The sequence below is a fragment of the Cyanobacterium sp. genome, from assembly GCF_054166785.1.
Window position 1 is genome coordinate 1 of record NZ_JBSZCP010000045.1, and the last position, 20,336, is coordinate 20,336.

Annotated in this window: 18 protein-coding genes; 8 read left to right on the forward strand and 10 right to left on the reverse strand. The window is 39.4% G+C overall.

The annotated features are described in order from the left end of the window. The first annotated feature begins 453 nt into the window (after nt 1–453). Nucleotides 454–804 (forward strand): phenylpyruvate tautomerase MIF-related protein, encoded by a 351-nt coding sequence (locus ACXITR_RS09100; RefSeq protein WP_457996912.1) that lies wholly within the window; start codon nt 454–456, stop codon nt 802–804. Nucleotides 805–822: 18 nt separating this feature from the next. Beyond that, a complete protein-coding gene (locus ACXITR_RS09105; protein ID WP_457996913.1) occupies nt 823–1,950 on the forward strand; it encodes an aldo/keto reductase in 1,128 nt (375 codons plus the stop codon). A gap of 2 nt (nt 1,951–1,952) precedes the next feature. Here the strand turns inward: ACXITR_RS09105 and ACXITR_RS09110 are convergent, their stop codons facing one another. Both ACXITR_RS09110 and lipA read right to left on the reverse strand, forming a co-directional pair. Further along, nucleotides 1,953–3,203 (reverse strand): lipid-A-disaccharide synthase, encoded by a 1,251-nt coding sequence (locus tag ACXITR_RS09110; protein WP_457996914.1) that lies wholly within the window; start codon nt 3,201–3,203, stop codon nt 1,953–1,955. Between the two features lie 18 nt (nt 3,204–3,221). Beyond that, nucleotides 3,222–4,112, reverse strand: a complete 891-nt coding sequence (gene lipA / locus ACXITR_RS09115) for a lipoyl synthase (RefSeq protein ID WP_457996915.1) — start codon at nt 4,110–4,112, stop codon at nt 3,222–3,224. A gap of 172 nt (nt 4,113–4,284) precedes the next feature. Between lipA and ACXITR_RS09120 the strand changes: the two genes are divergently transcribed. Next, nucleotides 4,285–4,701 (forward strand): secondary thiamine-phosphate synthase enzyme YjbQ, encoded by a 417-nt coding sequence (locus ACXITR_RS09120; protein ID WP_457996916.1) that lies wholly within the window; start codon nt 4,285–4,287, stop codon nt 4,699–4,701. Here ACXITR_RS09120 and bfr (ACXITR_RS09125) read toward each other — a convergent pair. Next, a complete protein-coding gene (bfr, locus tag ACXITR_RS09125; protein ID WP_457996917.1) occupies nt 4,698–5,168 on the reverse strand; it encodes a bacterioferritin in 471 nt (156 codons plus the stop codon). The two genes, ACXITR_RS09120 and bfr (ACXITR_RS09125), sit on opposite strands and share 4 nt — an antisense overlap. A 64-nt stretch (nt 5,169–5,232) precedes the next feature. Next, the gene (gene bfr / locus ACXITR_RS09130; RefSeq protein WP_457996918.1) at nt 5,233–5,697 is read right to left on the reverse strand and encodes a bacterioferritin; all 465 of its coding nucleotides are present in this window, start codon (nt 5,695–5,697) and stop codon (nt 5,233–5,235) included. Nucleotides 5,698–6,173: 476 nt separating this feature from the next. Here bfr (ACXITR_RS09130) and ACXITR_RS09135 point away from each other — a divergent pair, with 476 nt between their 5' ends. Beyond that, the gene (locus tag ACXITR_RS09135; RefSeq protein ID WP_457996919.1) at nt 6,174–7,763 is read left to right on the forward strand and encodes a glycoside hydrolase family 57 protein; all 1,590 of its coding nucleotides are present in this window, start codon (nt 6,174–6,176) and stop codon (nt 7,761–7,763) included. A 51-nt stretch (nt 7,764–7,814) separates the two neighbouring features. Here ACXITR_RS09135 and ACXITR_RS09140 read toward each other — a convergent pair whose 3' ends face one another. Together ACXITR_RS09140 and ACXITR_RS09145 are read right to left on the reverse strand one after the other, a co-directional pair. After that, entirely contained in the window at nt 7,815–9,341 is a 1,527-nt protein-coding gene (locus ACXITR_RS09140) for a YifB family Mg chelatase-like AAA ATPase (protein WP_457996920.1), read from the reverse strand. A gap of 72 nt (nt 9,342–9,413) precedes the next feature. Further along, nucleotides 9,414–11,930, reverse strand: coding sequence for a sugar phosphate nucleotidyltransferase (locus tag ACXITR_RS09145; protein ID WP_457996921.1), 2,517 nt, complete (start codon nt 11,928–11,930; stop codon nt 9,414–9,416). Between the two features lie 152 nt (nt 11,931–12,082). Here ACXITR_RS09145 and ACXITR_RS09150 point away from each other — a divergent pair, with 152 nt between their 5' ends. After that, entirely contained in the window at nt 12,083–13,162 is a 1,080-nt protein-coding gene (locus ACXITR_RS09150; RefSeq protein ID WP_457996922.1) for a WD40 repeat domain-containing protein, read from the forward strand. Here ACXITR_RS09150 and ACXITR_RS09155 read toward each other — a convergent pair. After that, the gene (locus tag ACXITR_RS09155; protein WP_457996923.1) at nt 13,159–13,470 is read right to left on the reverse strand and encodes a cupin domain-containing protein; all 312 of its coding nucleotides are present in this window, start codon (nt 13,468–13,470) and stop codon (nt 13,159–13,161) included. The genes ACXITR_RS09150 and ACXITR_RS09155 overlap by 4 nt on opposite strands. Nucleotides 13,471–13,535: 65 nt before the next feature. On the opposite strand from ACXITR_RS09155, the gene ACXITR_RS09160 reads away from it, so the two are divergent. Then, on the forward strand, nt 13,536–14,285 hold the full coding sequence (locus ACXITR_RS09160; RefSeq protein ID WP_457996924.1) for a class I SAM-dependent methyltransferase: 750 nt from the start codon (nt 13,536–13,538) through the stop codon (nt 14,283–14,285). Here ACXITR_RS09160 and ACXITR_RS09165 read toward each other — a convergent pair. The 3 genes from ACXITR_RS09165 to ACXITR_RS09175 form a co-directional block, all read right to left on the reverse strand. Beyond that, entirely contained in the window at nt 14,278–14,997 is a 720-nt protein-coding gene (locus ACXITR_RS09165) for a TspO/MBR family protein (protein WP_457996925.1), read from the reverse strand. The two genes, ACXITR_RS09160 and ACXITR_RS09165, sit on opposite strands and share 8 nt — an antisense overlap. A 136-nt stretch (nt 14,998–15,133) precedes the next feature. Further along, nucleotides 15,134–16,135, reverse strand: coding sequence for an L-lactate dehydrogenase (locus tag ACXITR_RS09170; protein ID WP_457996926.1), 1,002 nt, complete (start codon nt 16,133–16,135; stop codon nt 15,134–15,136). Nucleotides 16,136–16,293: 158 nt separating this feature from the next. After that, complete coding sequence (locus ACXITR_RS09175; RefSeq protein WP_457996927.1) at nt 16,294–18,318, reverse strand: DICT sensory domain-containing protein; 2,025 nt, start codon at nt 18,316–18,318, stop codon at nt 16,294–16,296. Nucleotides 18,319–18,965: 647 nt separating this feature from the next. Between ACXITR_RS09175 and ACXITR_RS09180 the strand changes: the two genes are divergently transcribed. Then, on the forward strand, nt 18,966–19,739 hold the full coding sequence (locus tag ACXITR_RS09180; protein ID WP_457996928.1) for a pilus assembly FimT family protein: 774 nt from the start codon (nt 18,966–18,968) through the stop codon (nt 19,737–19,739). A gap of 112 nt (nt 19,740–19,851) precedes the next feature. Continuing rightward, nucleotides 19,852–20,325 carry a type IV pilus modification PilV family protein gene (locus ACXITR_RS09185; protein WP_457996929.1) on the forward strand — a complete coding sequence of 158 codons (474 nt, stop codon included), beginning with the start codon at nt 19,852–19,854 and terminating at the stop codon, nt 20,323–20,325. The last annotated feature ends 11 nt before the right edge of the window (nt 20,326–20,336 follow it).

Consider the following 20,336-nt stretch of genomic DNA (forward strand, 5'->3'; position numbering starts at 1 on the left):
GGAAAAGTTTTAGTGATAAAATCATTCTAGCATAGATTTCTGCTCTTGTGTCGAATCCTACGGATACTTTTTGTTGGGCAAAATTCATCCTCTAATCTGCTACGCAGAGATTAGGGACTTCTTTTGCCATTTACGTTAAATTATTTTAAGTGTAATTTATTATAGCTAATATTTAATACTGAACCCTTAAAGAAAAATATAGCGTTTTTCATAATTATGAGATACATTTATTATTCTCAAGTCCCCAGAATTGGCGGGGGATTTAGGGGAATCATTTTGTACCCCGTAACCATGATAATTGCTATATACTAATAAAATGAATAATAGACTTAAGCCCATTGCTAAAAAACAATAAATAAAAGTATAGTTGAGACATCGAACTTGGTATATAACTACTTGTGTTGTATCAACTAGCAAAGGTAAAATAGAAAAAGAAAATAAACTTTAATTATTATGCCATTAATCAAAATTCAATCATCAATCAACAATATAGAACAAAGTAAGATTCAAAATTTATTAACCACTTTATCTTCTCAGTTAGCTAAACATTTAAGTAAACCAGAATCCTATGTAATGACAGCCTTTGAGCAAAATATTAATATGACCTTTGGCGGAACATTTGAGCCTGTTTGTTATGTTGAAATAAAAAGTGTTGGTACTATGTCACCTAGTCAAACTAAAGCTATGAGTAAAGATTTTTGTAATGAAATTAATCAGCAATTAGCCATTGATTTAAACCGTATTTATATTGAATTTGCTGATGCTAAAGGTTCTATGTGGGGTTGGAATGGTTCAACTTTTTAAAAGAAAAGTTCTTAATAAATGAAGTACCGAAGGTTTGGCAAAACTAACTTAAAAATATCTGTATTTTCTTTAGGATTAATGCGTTGTTGTTATGCCGAAAAGCAGTTATTTGATACCGTTAATAAGGCGATAGAATTAGGTATTAATCACTTTGAAATGGCAAGGGCTTATGGTAAAAGTGAAAAATATTTTGGTAATTTTTTACAAACTTATAATATAAATCGTCAAGATATAATTATTACTACTAAATTAACCCCCCCCGATGGTCAAAATATCAAGCAAGTAACCATTGAGGAATCCCTTAATAACTTACAAACAAACTATATTGATTGTTTAGCTATCCACGGTATCAACACAGAAAAACATTATCAACAGTTATTAGAATCTGATGGTTATATCAATAATCTATTAGATGCAAAAAAAGAAGGCAAAATAAAACATTTAGGTTTTTCAACCCATGGAAGTTTAGATTTAATAAAAAAAGCTATCGAAACGAATTTATTTGATTTTGTTAATCTTCATTATTATTATTTTTTTCAACGAAATCATCCCATTATTAACCTAGCTAAAGAAAAAGATTTAGGTATATTTATTATCTCCCCCGCAGATAAAGGAGGAATGCTATATCAACCACCCCAAAAACTAAAGGATTTATGTCAACCTTTTACTCCCTTGGAGTTAAATTATCGATTTTTGTTAGATAATAAAGTCATTTCAACCCTCAGTGTGGGGGCGGCGAATCCACAGGAGTTATTAACCCCCCTTGGGGTGGCAGATAATGATTATCCTTTGACGGATGATGAGAAAAGAAGTCTTGATGATGTAGAAAAAAGTTTACAGGATAGTTTAGGGACTCAAAAGTGTTCTCAATGTTATCAGTGTTTACCCTGCCCTGAGAATATCAACATCCCAGAAGTATTACGTCTTAGAAATTTGGGGGTAGGTTTGGAGATGACTGATTTTGCGAGTTATCGTTATCAAATGTTTGAAAATGCTGGGCATTGGTTTTGGGGTAATAAGGGGGATAAGTGTACGGATTGTGGAGATTGTTTGCCTAGATGTCCTGAAAATTTGTCTATTCCTGATTTGCTACGAGATACCCATGAGCGTTTTAAGGGTAGCCAAGGGCGAAGGTTGTGGGAATAGTCTTAGTTTTTGTGTTGGTTGAGATGTTCAATAACTAATTTGGCTATTTTATTTCGAGCGCCCTTAGCTTTGGTGACTAATGATAATTCTTTTTTAATTGTTTGTAATTTTTGAGGATTTTGAGAGTAATCTAAAATAAGATCGCCAATATCATCAACTTTTAATTGACCTATTAATTCGGGGACAATTTCTTTTTTTGCCCAAATATTTGGCCAAGCGTATAGTTTTTTATTGGTAATGGTATATTTAATTATTAACCAGTTAATTAATTTTGCTAAATTATTTCCCAAGATGGGTAAGTTCATGATGATACCAACAATTCCATCCCAAGATTTCATGGCATCTAGTTGATAGGTGGGAATTAATACTATCATGGGAACGCCTAAAGAGGTTAGTTGTGCGGTGTTTGCTCCAACGGTGGTAATGCAAAGATCAAATTTTATAATCTCTTCATGACAGGGAAATCGAGTAATTAATTCAATGGTTAAATCATCTGATATTTGTAGTGTGTTATCATCTACTAATTTTATGTTTAAATCAGTAAAGGTTGTTACAAATTTATTATTATTTTTATCTCCATAACTGGCTAATATTTGAGGTGAAATAGTAGGAGCAACAGGAATACTAAATTTTATCTCAGAGTTTTTATTATACACATAATGGGCGATCGCACTGACAAAAGGAACACCCTGAGTAAGTTTACTAGCTTTTGAACCGGGGAATAAACCAACATGGAAAGAAGAAGAAGAATGATGACTTGGGGTATGAGAAACATCCGCCATTAAATCACCCACCACGGTCACTTTATGGTGAAAACGAGGGGGAATTTTATTCTTGATAGATGAATTCATCACCGCAAAATGATCAACTTGACTATGCCAACGGGCATCCCACTCCGCATAAACGATACTTTTGTAGCCTAATCTCTTGGAGGCAACCACCGTAAAAAATTGATCCCCCCCCAGAAATAACACCAAACCATTTTTACCCCAATCCCAATTATCTGCCGTCTTGCCAAAAAGTAAAAAATTAAAAAAATGTTCCGCCGACTGCACCCGATGAATAGCATCACAACCACGGACTACATCCGCTTCATTACCTGTACCATTAGCACAAGGGGATAAAATCAAAGATACTCTCACATCCTTAAATTTTTCCCCCAAAAGTCTTTTAATCTCCTGTGCCACAGGTATAACCCAAGTAGCAATTTCTCCAGGCCCATTGGATAAAATCAGGATGTCAAAATTTGCCATAGGGTTTTTAAACGTTAATTATTGGTTAACTGTTGCCATGGTACGGGGGTATAATTTCATTAAATTACGCACTTCCTCCGCATGGTATGAGCTACGGGTTAGGGGAGTAGAAACCACCTGTAAAAAGCCAATTTTTTCCCCATAAATACGCCAACTATCAAACTTTTCGGGGGTAACAAATTCTTTTACTGGTAAATGATGGGAAGAAGGTTGTAAATACTGCCCGATGGTCAAAATATCACAATCAACTCCTCGTAAATCCTGCATTACTTGCTTGACTTCCTCATCGCTTTCCCCTAAACCCACCATAATTCCCGACTTAGTATAGACACTGGGATTTAGCTTTCTGGTTTCAGCAAGAAGTTCGAGCGATCGCCCATAATCCCCTTGGGGACGTACTTTACGGTACAATCTAGGTATAGTCTCCGTATTGTGATTCAAAACTTCAGGATTAGCACTCAAAATAGTATCCAAAGCGTTCCAATTACCGCACAAATCAGGAATTAAAACCTCAATGGTGGTATTGGGAGATAACTTGCGAGTTTCTTCGATACAAGCCACAAACTGACTAGCCCCCCCATCGGGCAAATCATCCCGATTCACAGAGGTAATGACCACATGGTTAAGATTAAGACGTTTCACCGCCTCAGCCAACCTCAAAGGCTCGGTAGAATCTAACTCCTTGGGTGCTTTTTCAAAATCAATATCACAATAAGGACAAGCACGGGTACAAGCAGGCCCCATAATTAAGAAAGTAGCCGTACCAGCATTGAAACACTCTCCGATGTTAGGGCAGGATGCTTCCTCGCACACGGTATTTAAACTTAAATCCCTGAGAATGTCCTTTACACTACCAACTCTTTGTATTTGAGGAGCTTTTACCCTCAGCCATTCTGGTTTTACAGTCACGGTATTTTACGCTATCTCTTAAACTATTGTTTGCTAACCCTGATCTTACTCTTCATTGCACAAAGCAAAATCAAAACTTACTCCTTCAATTATATCTTGCTATTTGAGCAATATTCTAGAGGTTACGTCATATAATTATTGAGAGAAAAGGTTAAATAGGTTTTTCACAACTATGGCTTGTCATCAAAACATTCTCAAAATAAAAACCAGCGGTAAATGCTTACATAACATTACGGGTGATGTGGCGAAGGTGGTGGCAGAATCTGGTATCTCCACGGGTTTATGTACTGTGTTTATTATGCACACTAGCGCTAGTTTAATTATCCAAGAAAATGCTGACCCTGATGTGTTGACGGATTTAAGTAACTTTTTTGATAAACTTGTGCCTGAGAGTGCTACGGAATATTACCATAGTGCAGAAGGGCTTGATGATATGCCCTCCCACATTCGTTCGGTATTGACTAACACCACTTTAACCATCCCCGTTAATAATGGTCGTCTTTTGTTGGGTACTTGGCAAGGTATTTACATTTGGGAACATAGAGTGCGATCGCACCTACGCCAAATAGTAGTTCACCTCAACCATTAACCCATTTGGGATTGTAGATAATTAGGTAAACCAATGTTATCAATTAACCACAATTGCTGTTCTAACCAGTGCGCATGATCTTGCTCCGTATCATCCAACATTTGACGGAGTAAATCTCTGGTAACGTAGTCTTGTTCCTTTTCACAAAGGGCGATGGAGTCCTTTAGACTATCAATCACTTCATATTCTAACTCAAGATCCTTTTTGAGCATCTCAGGGACAGTGCTACCGATTTTTAACTCCGCTTGATCCCCTAAATCCACCGACCCCCCTAAAAAGAGAATACGTTGAATAATCATATCAGCGTGTTGGGTTTCGTCCTGCATTTCATGGTTAATGCGTTCATACAGTTTATTCAAACCCCAATCTTGGTACATACGGGAATGGGTGAAATATTGATCCCTTGCAGATAACTCACTGCGAAGTAACTTTTGTAACTCTTTAATAACTTTTTTACTACCTTTCATTGTTTCCTCTTTATATTGTGCAAAATTGTCTATGAATAGAATTTATTTAAACGTTTTATCTTATCTACATCATAGACTGTAAAAAATTCTGTAAGCCTGACTCTTGGATTAACCATTGTTGAGCCTCAATCCAATCAATCTGCTCCTCAGTTTCCTCTAATAACTCTTTGAATAAATCTCTAGTTACATAGTCTTGTTGGTTTTCGCAAAGGGCGATCGCACCGCGCAAACTTTCCGCCATATCGCTAGTAAGGGTCAAATCATTGGCTAAAATTTCAGGTACATCCTCCCCAATCAAAAGACTACCCAAATCTTGTAAATTTGGTAAACCCTCCAAAAAGAAAACACGCTCAATAATTTTATCCGCCTGTTTCATCAACTTGATTGAGTAACTATACTCATACCCATTCAAACGATTTAAACCCCAATTTTTGCACATTCTAGCATGTAAAAAAAACTGGTTAATGGCAGTCAATTTAATCTTTAAGACCTCATTTAGGCTTGCCTTAACATCTTGATTACCCTGCATACTTTTCCCTCTTTGTTACCATTTCATCATACATTATTCTCAATAAAATTGCAAACAGAAAACCTAATCCACATATAGCCTCTCTCAACTATCGTTGCTTATTGAGAACGGTTATTGACAATGGAGATACACAAAAAATAGGCATTGCTTAATGGTAGTATGAAACATAGTTGAATTACACTAAAAACTAAACCCCCTAAACATTATAACCGTTCCCTATTCCCCGTTCCCTTCCTCACCGAGAAATCATACCTAAAATCAGCAACGCAAAAAAAATAAATGATCCCCAAGCACCACAAAAAGGGGATCAACAAAAAACTAGGGAAGATCAGAAAATAAAACCAATAAAGCTAAAAAATAAGACAAAAGAGTAAATAATTTTTAGTGATAAAAATGTTCAAAGTCGCTTAATATTGCTAGTAACAGTAAAAAATAAAACTGTTAAACTGTACAAAAAAAATAGTGATTGACAAATTATGGCTCTTGGCTATCTTGCCTTAGTGCTGCACGCACACCTACCCTTTGTCCGCCATCCCGAAAGTGACTACGTCCTAGAAGAAGAGTGGTTGTATGAAGCAATCACCGAAACCTACATACCATTACTACAAGTATTCAACGGACTAAAAAGAGATGGCGTTGACTTTAAAATGACCATGAGCATGACACCCCCCCTAGTGTCCATGCTAAAAGATAAACTCCTCCAAGAAAAATATGACGAACATCTAACAAAGCTAGAAGAGTTAATCCAAAAAGAAATAGACCATAACAAAAATAACGGTCATATCAAATATCTTGCGGAATACTACGCCCAAGAATTTAGTGAAGCCCGAAAAGTATGGGAACACTACAAAGGGGATTTAGTTAACGCTTTCAAAGAATTTCAAGATAGTAATAACCTCGAAATTATTACCTGTGGTGCTACCCATGGATATTTGCCCCTCATGAAAATGTATCCCGAAGCGGTGTGGGCGCAAATAGAAGTAGCCTGTCAAAGTTATGAAGAAAATTTTGGTATTCGTCCTCGAGGGATTTGGTTGCCAGAATGTGCCTACTATGAAGGCTTAGAAAGAATGTTAGCCGATGCAGGGTTACGTTATTTCCTCACCGATGGTCATGGTTTGCTCTATGCCCGTCCTCGTCCTCGTTTTGGCACCTATGCCCCCATTTTCACCGAAACAGGGGTAGCAGTATTTGGGCGGGATCATGAGTCATCCCAGCAGGTGTGGTCATCGGAGGTGGGTTATCCAGGAGATCCTGTTTATCGGGAATTTTACAAGGATATTGGTTGGGAAGCTGATTATGACTACATTAAACCCTATATTATGCCCAACGGACAACGAAAAAATGTAGGGGTAAAATACCATAAAATTACCAGTCGTCAGGCGGGTTTATCGGACAAAGCACTTTATGATCCCTATTGGGCAAAGGAAAAGGCAGCCGAACACGCTGGAAACTTCCTATACAATAGAATGCAACAGGTACAACACCTAGCAGGAATTATGCAAAGGGAACCCATTGTGGTATCTCCCTATGATGCAGAATTGTATGGACATTGGTGGTACGAAGGCCCCAAATTTATAGATTACCTTTTCCGCAAAGCGTGGTTTGACCAAGATACTTTGTATATGATTCATTTAGCGGATTATCTCAAAGGGCATCCCAGTCAACAGGTGGCGATTCCCTCCCAGTCTAGTTGGGGTTATAAGGGTTTCCATGAATATTGGTTAAATCATACCAATGCTTGGATTTATCCTCATCTGCACAAGGGAGCGGAAAAAATGATTAATTTGGCGACCAAAGAGCCGAAGGATGAGTTGGAATGGCGTGCTTTAAACCAAGCAGCGAGGGAGTTGTTGTTGGCTCAATCCTCTGACTGGGCATTTATTATGCGTACGGGTACTATGGTACCCTATGCGGAAAGACGCACGAAAAGTCATTTATTACGGTTGAAAAAGTTGGAGGAGGATATTTGGAGCGGTGAAATTGATTCTGGTTGGTTGGAAAAGGTAGAGGCGATTGATAATATTTTTCCGAATATTAATTATCGTGTATATCGTCCCATGTAGTTGTTGTTTTGTGGTGGGCATTGCCCACCTTGAATGATATGGAGAAAAAATTTATTGCATCCTATCGATGGTGCGATATTGAATCGCTTCGGCCAGATGATAACTTTGTAAATCTTTATCTCCTGCTAAGTCGGCGATGGTGCGGGATACCTTCAAAATTCGATCCATGGCCCTTGCGGAAAGTCCTAGTTTACGGATGGCATTTTCTAACAAGGTACGACAAGTTTCGTCTAAGACACAATGTTCCCGTAGATGTTTGGATTGCATTTGAGCATTACTACTAATTTTAGTTTCTTTAAAGCGCTCTTGGGCGATCGCCCTTGCTTTTTTTACCCTTTCTCTGACGGACTCGGAATTTTCCCCTTGGGGCTGACTGGTCATTTCTTCGGGCTTAAGACGACTAACCACCACCTGTAAATCAATCCTATCCAACAAAGGACCTGACAACTTCGCCCAATATTGCTCCCTTTGACGGGGAGAACAACTACAGGGTTGAATCGAATCCCCATAATAACCACAGGGACAAGGGTTGGTACTAGCAACGAGGGTAAACTGGGCAGGAAATTCCACCGACTGACGGGCGCGGGAAATAGTTACAAAACCGTCCTCTAGGGGTTGCCGTAAAAATTCTAATACATTCCTTTTAAACTCCGTCAACTCATCCAAAAATAACACCCCATGGTGAGATAAAGAAATTTCCCCCGGTTTAGGATAACTACCACCCCCCACCAAAGATGCTCCACTAGCCGAATGATGGGGACTACGGAAAGGGCGCGATCGCACAAAAGAACCACTATTTTTCAACAATCCAGCCACCGAATAAACCTGCGAAACCTCCAACGCCTCCTTAAAACTCAGGGGTGGTAAAATGCTCGGCAAACGCCTTGCCAACATCGTTTTTCCAGATCCAGGAGGACCCACAAAAATTAGATTATGCCCCCCCGCCGCCGCAATTTCCAACGCCCTACGACCATGACTTTGCCCCTTCACATCCTTTAGATTATCCATCAAAGCAAAAAGAGGCTCAAAATCTTCCCCCATATCTACCTTCGTAGGATGAAAACTTTGAGGACTTTGTAAAAACTGGGCAACCTCATCTAAATTACTTAACCCATATACCTGTAAACCTTCCACCACCGCTGCTTCCTGAGCATTTTCCTTCGGTAAAACAATTCCCTTAAACCCCAACTTCATGGCCACCGCCGCCATGGGTAAAACCCCCGCAATGGGGCGTAAACTGCCATCCAAAGACATCTCCCCCAAAAAAAGATAATCCCCCAACAAAAGAGGATCAATTTGTTCCGAAGCCGCTAAAATACCAACACTAATAGGTAAATCAAAACTAGGCCCCTCCTTTCTTAAATCCGCAGGGGTTAAATTTATGGTCACCTTGCGCACAGGAAAAGCAAACCCAGAATTTTTGATAGCAGATTTTACCCTCTCCCTCGACTCCTGCACCGCCGTATCAGGCAAACCCACCACCGTAATTTTAGGTAATCCCCCCGCCACATCCACTTCAACCCCCACCTTGATGGCATCAACCCCCACCACCGTAGCGCTCCATACCCTCGCTAACATATCAATTATTTCTCCGAATTATCTTGACCATATTTTAGTTACTTTTACGACGAAAAATAAACACTTTTTTATCTAATCATTTACCTGCTGAGTAATGATAAACTTTTGAATTTTAGAGCGATAAATTTGGGAGTATTTATCAGCCCATTCCTTACTATCACTATTAGTATAAATATGAACCAAAGACTCCCCCGCATCAGGAAGAATCAACACCCAATTATCAGAATGAGGCTCAATAATTTTAACTCCATCAATCAACTCCAACTTTTCAGGGGATTCCGTCTCCACCAGATAACGCATCAGCGCCCCCTTAGTTTTGAGAGGACAACGGAGAGATTGAGCCTTATGACATACCTTTGGTAATTCCGTTCTTACCTGAGTTAAAGAGCGCTCTTGCACCGTCAACATCTCAATAAGTTTGGCAATGGAAAACATCGCATCAAACCCCGGATGAAGATGGGGAAAAATAAAGCCCATATCTCCGCTACCCCCAAGCACCACATTAAAACCATTTTGAGTTGCTTCCATCAGGGCTGTGGGGTTTACCTTTGTGCGAATCACTTTACCATCATGGCGCCTTGCAATTTGTTCTACGGCACTAGATGTATTAACAGGTACTACCACCGTCCCCCTAGGATGGGCAGTAAGAATTGTATTCACCATCAGGGCAGTCAACTCCTCCCCTCGAATTTGTAACCCTGATTCATCTACTAAAATAAATAATTCTCCATTAGCCGAAACCTGTACCCCAAAATTAGCTTTGAGGGCTTCCACCACATGACCTAGTTGTACTAATAAAACTTCCCTTTCTTCGGTGGAAATGGCTCTTTGTCGTAAACTAGCATTTAATACTACCGCATCACAGCCGAGTTTACCTAATATTTGGGGTAATATGGCTCCAGAGACGGAATAGACATAGTCAATAACAATTTTGGCGTTACTATTGTGGATAGCCTCCATATCCAGTTGAGTCTCGAAGGTTTTACGGTAGGTTTCGATAATTTGGGAGGGGTAAGACATATCACCGATGTCAATACTATGAACCCTTCTTAAGTCTTCTTTAAAATAAGCCCCTTCAATTTTTTTCTCCTTGGGTTTGGGAATGTTAATACCTTTCTCATCAAAAAATTCAATTAACATATCCTCATGGCGCTCTGGGTGTAGGCGTACATGGACTCCCCCTTGCACTCCTAATTTGGGTGTCATGGTGCGGGAGATAGGAATGGCGGTGGATTCTAGGTTTTGAATATCTATACCCACGGACATTAACCCTGCAATCAGAGAACGACTGACCATTCGTGATACACTACGTTGATCCCTAGATACTACTACCGATGAACCGTGTTTGAGAATTGAGCCGTAGGCTGCCCCTAGTTTGACGGCAAATTCGGGGGTAATGTCGATGTTGGCGAGTCCAGTTACTCCCCTTTGGCTAAAGAGGTTACGGTGGGCTATATTTCCCCAAATTAGGTTGATATTGAGGGTGGCTCCCGATTCGATTCTTTTTTGGGGCCAGATTCTAACTCCGATGTTGATTTGGGATTCTTCGCCAATGTTGCACAATGCGCCTACTACTACTCCTTCGGCGATTTGCACCCGTCTATCCATTCTTGTACCCCTAGCCACGACACAGGCGGAAAGGGAACATTCATCACCGATGGTGACACCGTTACCGATGATGGGGCGGTTTAATTCTACGTCGTTGCCGATGGTGACGTTATCGCCGATGACGGTACCTCCTTCTATTTTGCTACGGGCGCCGATGCGGCAGTTATTTCCGATTAATACGGGGGCTTCGATGATGGCGGTGGGGTCGATATAGGTGTTTTCTCCCATCCAGATACCGTATTCTATTTCACGGTAGGCAAAATCTACTAATACTTTTTTGTCGATGGCATCGTATTGGGATTCTCGATAGGCTTCGAGGTGTCCTACATCACACCAATACCCTTCGGCGACATAGCCATACATGGGGGCGCCAATTTCGAGGAGGAGGGGGAATAAGTCTTGGGAAAAGTCTGATTCTTCGTTTTTGGGGAGATATTTTAATACTTCTGGTTCGAGGATGTAGGTACCTGTGTTGACGGTGTCGGAGAATATTTCACTACTGGAGGGTTTTTCGAGAAATCTCTGGATTCTATCTTCTTTGTCGGTGATGACTACTCCAAATTCGATGGGGTTGGGGACACGGGTTAGTACGAGGGTAGCTTTTGATTGTTTTTCTCGGTGAAAGGCGATCGCCTTTTGGAGGTCAAAATCACTGATGCTGTCTCCACTAATTACTAAAAAGGTGTCTTGTAATAATTCTTCTAAATTTTTGACACATCCAGCGGTGCCAAGGGGTTGCTCTTCTTCTACCGCATAGGTCATATCGACCCCAAATTCGCTACCATCTTGGAAATAGTCTCGCATCACGTCGGGAAGATAGTGTAGGGTGGCAATTACTTCGGTGATGCTGTTACGCTTGAGTAGGTTTAAAATATGCTCGGCAATGGGACGGTTTAACACTGGTACCATGGGTTTAGGTAAATCACAGGTTAAAGGACGTAATCGAGTGCCTGAGCCTCCCGCCATTAAAACCGCTCGCATAAATTCTCCCTTCTATTTTGTCAAAACAATATTGTTAGTTTTTAGCGTAACATTTATTAATCCACAATGGATAATTGTATTTATTCACCGCTTAATTTAAATTTATTTTTCGTCCAGAATTTACTCATTCATCATCATTAATCCGATTTTTTATGGCTATAACAAAAGGTATTAAAACAAAATATAAAAAACAGTGGCAGGGACGCTTAGAGGAGTATATTACGGCTTTGAGTTGGTCTATTAATGGCAACTTGGCGATCGCCTCGGCGGAGGGAGAAGTAATCTTAAAAAGGGATGATAATGATGAGTTAGAAACCCTCCTAAATGCCATGGATACGAATCATCAACCAGCTAATTGTATGGGTTTTTCTCCCCAAGGAGATTTACTAGCGGTGGGTACACTGGATGGAAAATTAAGAATTTGGCAAATAAATACCCAAGTAAGTTTACAAGAAACCTTTGAATTTCCGAAACAATGGATTGAGCATCTGCAATGGCACCCCCATCAACCCATCTTAGCTTTTAGTTTTGGTCATTATGTTCAGGTTTGGGATGCACAACACCGACAAATAATAACGACTTTGCCCTTTGCTGATTCTTCGGTGTTAGATTTACAATGGCATCCGAGGGGGGAATATTTGGCCATAGCGGGAAATGGGGGCATTAATATTTGGACGGCTTCTGATTGGGATGATGATCCTTTTTTTGCGGAGATGGAGGGGGCTTGTAATAAGGTTTCTTGGTCTGGGGATGGTAATTATTTGGCAGGAAATTGTTTTGATAATAGCGTATGGCTATGGTGTTGGGAAAATCTCGAAACTTGGCACTTGTCAGGATTTGGGGGAAAAATTCGTAATCTTAGTTGGTCAACTCCCAAGGCAGATTTTGCTCCTTTGTTAGCTATTTCTTGTTTTAATGGTGTGATTCTTTGGAAAAAGGCTGAGGATGATAATGATGGTTGGGTTTCTTTACCTTTACAAGCCCATCATGGCATTGTGGAAAATGTGGCTTTCCATCCCCAAGATTTCTCTTTTGTTTCCGCTGATGATGAGGGGGTATTATTTTTTTGGAACGAAAAAAGGAGAGTTGAGCAAAGATTTATAGAAGAAAATGATGGTTTTAGTGCGATCGCATGGCACCCTGACGGTACAAAATTAGTGGCGGGGAGTAAAAATGGTCAAATCTTTATTTGGCAACAGATGGAGGAAAAAAAGGGCAAAGGTTTCGCCTAGTGGATGTGTATGGCTAACCAAATACAATTAGGGGATGTTTTAATTACTTGGTGGGAAGTTTGGGCTGGGATAAAAAAGTAGTCCCCCGCTTTAAGATTAACCATATCATCTCCAATTCTCAGTTGAGTTTCCCCTTCCAACAAAATTATCCACTCATGGTGATCTTGATTATATATCTTGTACTCAGGGCGATCGCTACTTACAATCCTCTCTATCACCACATTTTCACACCGTAACAACTCAGAAAAATCTTCCCCATCCACCAAAAAAGGAAGATTATCAAATAAATTTTGAACCTTCGCCATCATAACTGATCAACCATTACTCCCAACCTTTGAGATAATAGCAAAAATCGAACCCCCTAACTCACCCAATGTCATCTTTTAAAAATATTATCCTCGCCATCATAATCCTGATTTTCACCTCCCTTATATTCGCCTCATCTCTCACCTATGAGCCAACCCAAGCAATAAATAACAAATTTTATCAATACCAAGCCCTCCACAACAAAGACGGAATCGGAAAATATTATCTAGGTAGAGAAATCGCCAAAGTAATGGGGCATCGAGAATTTTTATGGTTAGAGCGCCCCAACCGAGAAAATCAAGAAAAACCCAGTGCCGTTATTTCTGCCCTCCACCTCAAACCCACCGACACCATTGCTGACATTGGTGCAGGTTCCGGATATTTCAGCTTTCGCCTCGCTCAAAAAGTCCCCCAGGGAAAAGTTTTCGCCGTAGATGTACAACCCGAAATGTTAGACATCATCGAGTTTCTCAGCCAAGAAAATCCTCAATTACCCGTAATCCCCATATTAGGTACGGAAAAATCCCCAAACCTAGAAAAAAAATCCATCAACTTTGCCCTCATGGTAGATGCTTACCACGAATTTACCTACCCGAGGGAAATGATGGAGGGAATTGTCACTGCCCTCAAACCCAAAGGGAGAGTTGTATTAGTGGAGTATAGAAAGGAAAACCCCTTCATAGCAATTAAAGGAGTCCATAAAATGAGTGTGGCACAGGTAAAAAAAGAAATGGAAGCCGTGGGCTTGTCATGGGTAATCACAGAGGAATTTTTACCCCAACAACATTACATTGTCTTTGAAAAATCCGCTAGCTAAAAATCTTCTCCTTTCCATTTAATTGCCAAATACTAATCACCAAAACAGACGCAACAATCAACCAAACACAAGAAGGAAAAATAAGCCAACCAGCCACAGGCAAAATTTGCCCATAGGCATAAGCCAAAATAAAAGACGACAACAATGGTCCCATTATTACCACAGGCACAGCCAAGGCATATCTACCCTCTACCGTAAAAATAGTATTCCATGTATCCCCCAAGGCTAGATGAATGGTAAATACAATTAGAGGTAAAGCAAGGAAATTTTGGTTTAATTCCTGCCACACTAGATAAGAAGAAACAACCCTTAAAACTCCAATACTTATCCACACCACGGGAAAAACAAAGGCAGGAGGCGCCCACTTTGGACGTATCACTTGATCATATTGTTTTCTGGAACGGGTATTATCAAGGGGAGAAAAAAGACGAGATCTAATAGTAAAGAAAATCCAAAATAAACTGACAATAATAGTATTAATTCTACTATCAAGATTATACTCCAGTAGTTGCTGAAAACCTAAATTAATTAACCATAAAGTTATAGTCATAAAACTGATTTGAGCTACTGTACCGATTACATAACTAAACAGCTTTTGTCTATTTAAAGGCGGATAGTCTTGTTTTTCTGCTTCTTCTTTGACCCCCATTACGGTATCAATGGTGTTTAAGATTTGGTTTTTGTTTGACGATATATTAGAGTTATTATTCATTATTTTTTTTATAAAATAACTTTTGATAATTATGGTTATTTAATGTGTGCTGGATAATTTAGATAGAAAAAACAATGATTTTTATTAATAGTTTTAATTATCTTAAATCATTTTCAATTATTGCTCCCTCACTACCTTAAGTATTAATATTTAAATGTTTAAATACATCCTTTAAAACATTCGCTGAGTGTTGTAACATTTTTTCCTCATCAGGGCTAAGGGTTAAATTCACCGTTTGCAAAATACCTTTTTCATTAATAACCCGAGGAATACTCAAGCAAATATCGTCAATACCATACATTCCTTCCATTAAACCACTGACCGTTAAAATGCGTTCCTGAGAATTAACGATCGCCTTTACAATATCACTAGTACCTAAACCAATAGCATAGGAAGTGCTGCCCTTACGACGAATAATCTCATAGGCGGCATTTTTGACATTTTTGTAGATGGCCGACAACAATTCCTGCTCACTATTACTTAAATTTTCCCACCCATCAGGAACAATTTTTACACCCCCCACATTAGCCATACTCCACAAAGGCACTTCACTATCTCCATGCTCCCCGATAATATAGGCATGGACACTACGCGCATCAATACCCATCTCCTTTGCCAATAGAGAGCGAAAACGGGCAGTATCTAACACTGTACCAGAACCAATCACCCTTGAATGGGGAAAACCAGTAATTTTGAGGGTGGCATAGGTCATAATATCCACAGGATTACTGACTACCACAATAATTGAGTCAGGACAGTATTTGACCACATCCGCCAGAATATTTTTATAAATCGCAATATTACGCTCCACCAAACTCAGACGGCTTTCCCCCTCCCGTTGGGCAACCCCTGCGGTAATAATGACGATGTCTGCATCTCTACCCTCATCCGCAACGGTGCCAGATTTTAAATCCGTGGGAGAAATAAAGGGCATTCCATGGGATAAGTCCATTACTTCCCCCTCTAGCTTTTCCGTGGCAATATCCTGCAACACCAACTCATCAAAGCAATCTTGAATTAAAAGGGAATAGGCACAGGCTAACCCCACTTGCCCCATGCCGATAATAACTCCCTTACGAGGACGAATGAAGGAAGATTCTTGGGCGTTAGAATTGGGAATTAAAATTTTGTCAAACATATTAGAGATAATTGAGAATGGATAATTGAGAATGGATAATTAATAATAGATAATGAAAGTTAAATTAATATTATTTGACCTATTTTTATCACCTTAGCTTTTATCCGAGCAACTTTGTTTAATTTCTACTATACTTCTAAGCTCTTCTGTTTTATGCCCTAATAACGTTCCCTCAACTTTAATCTCTTTTTTTGTACCTTGGGAGGCGTAAAATCAATCTCATCAAAAATAGGAATGGTAAAATGAAACTTACTGCCCTGATTCTTGCCAGAGGATTCTGCCCAAATTTTTCCGCCCCAATTACTCACAATTTGACGACAAATAGCCAAACCTAGCCCCGTACCCCCCGCAGAGCGACGCAGCGCCCCTTCTTCTTGGTAAAAACGGTCAAATACTTGTTTGAGGCGATCGGGTTCAATGCCTCTACCATTATCGGATATAGTAACCTCTAGGTTAGCAGGATCTTTTTCTTTTACACTGATACAAATATGTCCATTGCCGTTGGTAAATTTACAGGCGTTATCCAATAACTTACTCAATACCTCCACTAACCATTCTCCATCCACCTGCACAAGGGGAATTTGTTGGGGTACTAAGTTTTCAATTTCGGGGATAACGGACTGATCTTGCCTAGAGCGAATATGGGAGATGGATAGTTCCACACATTCTTCGAGAGATAGGGGTTCGGGATTCCATTCTACCCTGCCACTTTCTAGCTGAGAAAGGGTTAAAAAGTCCTGTACCAGTTTACGCATTCTCTCGGCATCTTGGAGGGCTGTACTGAGCATGATTTGTTTTAATTCTTCTGGCATGTCTGGCTCATTGGCAAGGCTCTCGAGGCAAATTTGGATGGTAGATAGGGGAGTGCGTAATTCATGTCCTGTAATGGCTACAAGGTTGGAACGGGTGCGATCGAGCGCCTCTAGTTGCTCATTTAAATCTTCTAAATTAGTGTAGGATTCTGCCTGAATTAAGGCTACAGCTACCTGAGTTGCGATCGCATTTACCAAAGCAATATCCTCTGGTTTCCAATTAATAGGTTTATCGTGACAATGATGTAACTCCATTACCCCTAAAAGACGACCCTGATAAAGAATGGGTACAATCAACCAAGAAATAATAGAGCAACTATTGATTAAACTTCTTAAAATTTTAGTGTTACCCTGAGTGCGAGGATCAACTTCCACATCATCAATACTAATGGACTCCCGTAAATTTAAAACCTCCTTAAACAAAGGATTTTGCTTCAAAGGCCAACTTTGCCCCTTAATAGACTTAATGCCCTCACTCAAAAACTCATGGTTAATCTCCGCATTATAATCACTCTCCTGACAACGATAAATTAAACAACGACACACCCCTAAACCTTCCCCCAACTTATCCACCGCCATCTGCAAAATTTCTTCAGGATTAAGAGAGCGACGAATGGCATCGGTGACAGAATTTAAAAGTCTTTCCTTTTTCTCCTTGGTACTCAAAAAATTGTTTGCCTTGATTAATTTATACTGCCCTGACTGTAAATAAGTAATCAAACGCTGTACAAAAGGATCTGGATTTATAATCGGAGAACTAATCTGCCCCTCTATGGGAGAAAAATCTGCCCCTGAAAATATAGCCTTATTTTTATTACAATAACGCTCCTTCGCTTCATCCACCTTATCTTGTAACTCTGGACGATACCCCGCAATCCGATCTAGTAATATAGATGCTGCTGCTAGGGTTACATCACGATCAAAAGTCCAAACCCCTTCAAAACGACGACTATTATCCATAGACATTTCCGCCGCCTCGGTTTTGGGTAAATGGGTTTTTTCCCGACAAATTAAACAGCTAGTATAATTTTTGCCAATTACCACCAAATGCCATTCCTTGGTCAAGGCATCATCCCCATCAAAGGCAATTTTTTCATAAACATCCGTCGTGTTAGAAAAATCCGTCTCGGGGGCAGCCAAAACATAAACATGGGGAGAAATTTTGCCAATGCGACGATAACGGTGAGCCTCTTGGCGATAAAATCTTTCCTTCTGAAAACTAGCTATGATCAAGGCTTCTTCTGTGTTGGCCAAAACCTGATCTTCCATAGCGTGAGATAGTGCTGTTAAAGAAGATTTGAAATAGATTTGAGTTCGCCACTTGGGGAAAACTTTTAGTAAATCTGTGACAACAGAATTGGGGTTGCTCATTGAATCTGTTTAATTTTTGGTCAGCTTTGCTTTCTGGTTCGGAAATAATAAGTAAATCTCTTTATCCGCTTGAGGTGACAATTAATTGCACTAGATTCTATCCTACTATCACTTGGTTATGGGTTGTTATCGCTTTACCCGTAATTTATGTTAAGTTTTTTTACGAAAAACCTTCTTCATCTAAATTTCATCAAAACTTTATTTTTGTTCTGCCCATAAAAAGAAGAGGCTTAAATCTTGTAGTGATTTTTTGTTTACAAAATTATACTTTTCTTTTATTCTTAACTTATCCCCACTAATAAATCTTTGATTTTAGGTTGTTATCACTCTATGTTTAGTGTCAAAATGTTTATTTTAGGGCTTAATTTTTATCTATTTAAACAAGGGGAAAATATTTTCTATACTCCCCTACATTTATTTAAAATTGACATTTTGTCAATGTTTACGTGTTTTTACGTAACTATACTGAATCTTTATTGAAGGTATTTAAAGATACTGTGAAGCCTAAGTAAATGGGTTATTTACAGTAGATATAAAAATCAAAAAAAAGGGGTATAATATCTACTATCTTAATAATAAAAAAATATAACTAACAACCCTAGGCTTCTTAATCGATGTAATTACGGTTTCCCACTATATTAAAGACCATGAAAATCAACACTGGTATTGTTCAAAAACTATTCAGAAGCAAGTCTCAACAGGACGGTTATACTCTTCCAGAAATACTGGTTGCTATCGGTATGCTCTCCATTTTAGGGGCGATCGCCATCGGGAATAATCCTTTTGGACGACCAAATAAATTGAATGATGCGGTTTTTCAGTTGGAAGGGATATTGCGACAAACCCGATCAAGGGCGATCGCCACTACCTCTGCCATCAGAATAGAACCAGATCCCGACAATCCTAGTACTGCTTTAAAAATAGAATCCGCCACTACAAGGGGATGTGAAGCCATCAGCGCATTGTCCGAGGGGATAGATAGTGACAAAACTGAGATACCAGTACTGGCTACCCGAGGTTTTAATGTGGGCGATCGCCTCAAAATCGGTAATAACGCAACAAATAACCAAGTCATCGGTATTGATAACAACCTATCATTACTTATTCTAGGACAAGTGATCGGATCAGCTCAACCAAAGGGAGCCGTAGTTGAATTATTAGATAACTGGAATCCAGACGGAGCATTATTAGCAGAAGATTTAACCTTTGGCGAACCCATTGAAATTTCTTCCAATGTACCTAATGATGAATGGAGACTGTGCTTCGATAGTCGAGGTTTAGCTCGTTTATATGATGGTCAAGGAATCGTCAACGAATCTTTAGAAATTACCATCACCGACACTGAAAATGAAGGGACAGAAGAAACAATCCAAGTATTAAGAGGGGGGGCTGTTCAAATACTTAATCAGGAAGAACCATAAAAACTATATATTTTTAAAAACCGTTCACTCACAATAAATTTAATTTTTATATAAAAATCATTGCTATCCATTAACTCAAGCAAAACCAACCAACTCAAGTAAACCAAATCAGATGAAAAGATTCTACCATGACAAAAACTTAAAAAAAATAAAGTCTCAACAGGGTTTTACACTCCTAGAGGCAACTGTTTCTATGCTTTTACTCTCCTTTGCCATACTACTCAACTTTCCTCTTTTGGTAGTGCTACAAAATGAAAATACCACCTCAAAGGTGAGATTAGGTGCCACCTCCTTAGCGAGAGATTTGTTAGATGAAGTTAGATCCACAAGACTAATTGACCCGGTTAATGGGGAAGTAAATACAGGACTATCTAAGCTCGGCTACGAATATGATGCAACTACTTATATCTGCACGAAAGAACCTGATATTGATGACCAAACTTTTCAAGTAACAAATTGTAGCACAACAGACGACACCGAAAACAGACACATTGTAATACAAATAAAAAGAAATGGACAAACAGAACCAATACACACCGTTCAAACATTCTTTACTCGTGTTGTTCCGCCACCAGCGGCAAACTAAAAACACCCAAA

Excerpts from the sequence above, each read along its gene's own strand:
- ACXITR_RS09100 (WP_457996912.1), top strand. The coding sequence starts at position 454 with ATGCCATTAATCAAAATTCAATCATCAATCAACAATATAGAACAAAGT.
- ACXITR_RS09105 (WP_457996913.1), top strand. The coding sequence starts at position 823 with ATGAAGTACCGAAGGTTTGGCAAAACTAACTTAAAAATATCTGTATTT.
- ACXITR_RS09110 (WP_457996914.1), bottom strand. The coding sequence starts at position 3,203 with ATGGCAAATTTTGACATCCTGATTTTATCCAATGGGCCTGGAGAAATT.
- ACXITR_RS09120 (WP_457996916.1), top strand. The coding sequence starts at position 4,285 with ATGGCTTGTCATCAAAACATTCTCAAAATAAAAACCAGCGGTAAATGC.
- bfr (WP_457996917.1), bottom strand. The coding sequence starts at position 5,168 with ATGAAAGGTAGTAAAAAAGTTATTAAAGAGTTACAAAAGTTACTTCGC.
- bfr (WP_457996918.1), bottom strand. The coding sequence starts at position 5,697 with ATGCAGGGTAATCAAGATGTTAAGGCAAGCCTAAATGAGGTCTTAAAG.
- ACXITR_RS09135 (WP_457996919.1), top strand. The coding sequence starts at position 6,174 with ATGGCTCTTGGCTATCTTGCCTTAGTGCTGCACGCACACCTACCCTTT.
- ACXITR_RS09140 (WP_457996920.1), bottom strand. The coding sequence starts at position 9,341 with ATGTTAGCGAGGGTATGGAGCGCTACGGTGGTGGGGGTTGATGCCATC.
- ACXITR_RS09145 (WP_457996921.1), bottom strand. The coding sequence starts at position 11,930 with ATGCGAGCGGTTTTAATGGCGGGAGGCTCAGGCACTCGATTACGTCCT.
- ACXITR_RS09150 (WP_457996922.1), top strand. The coding sequence starts at position 12,083 with ATGGCTATAACAAAAGGTATTAAAACAAAATATAAAAAACAGTGGCAG.
- ACXITR_RS09155 (WP_457996923.1), bottom strand. The coding sequence starts at position 13,470 with ATGATGGCGAAGGTTCAAAATTTATTTGATAATCTTCCTTTTTTGGTG.
- ACXITR_RS09160 (WP_457996924.1), top strand. The coding sequence starts at position 13,536 with ATGTCATCTTTTAAAAATATTATCCTCGCCATCATAATCCTGATTTTC.
- ACXITR_RS09165 (WP_457996925.1), bottom strand. The coding sequence starts at position 14,997 with ATGAATAATAACTCTAATATATCGTCAAACAAAAACCAAATCTTAAAC.
- ACXITR_RS09170 (WP_457996926.1), bottom strand. The coding sequence starts at position 16,135 with ATGTTTGACAAAATTTTAATTCCCAATTCTAACGCCCAAGAATCTTCC.
- ACXITR_RS09175 (WP_457996927.1), bottom strand. The coding sequence starts at position 18,318 with ATGAGCAACCCCAATTCTGTTGTCACAGATTTACTAAAAGTTTTCCCC.
- ACXITR_RS09180 (WP_457996928.1), top strand. The coding sequence starts at position 18,966 with ATGAAAATCAACACTGGTATTGTTCAAAAACTATTCAGAAGCAAGTCT.
- ACXITR_RS09185 (WP_457996929.1), top strand. The coding sequence starts at position 19,852 with ATGAAAAGATTCTACCATGACAAAAACTTAAAAAAAATAAAGTCTCAA.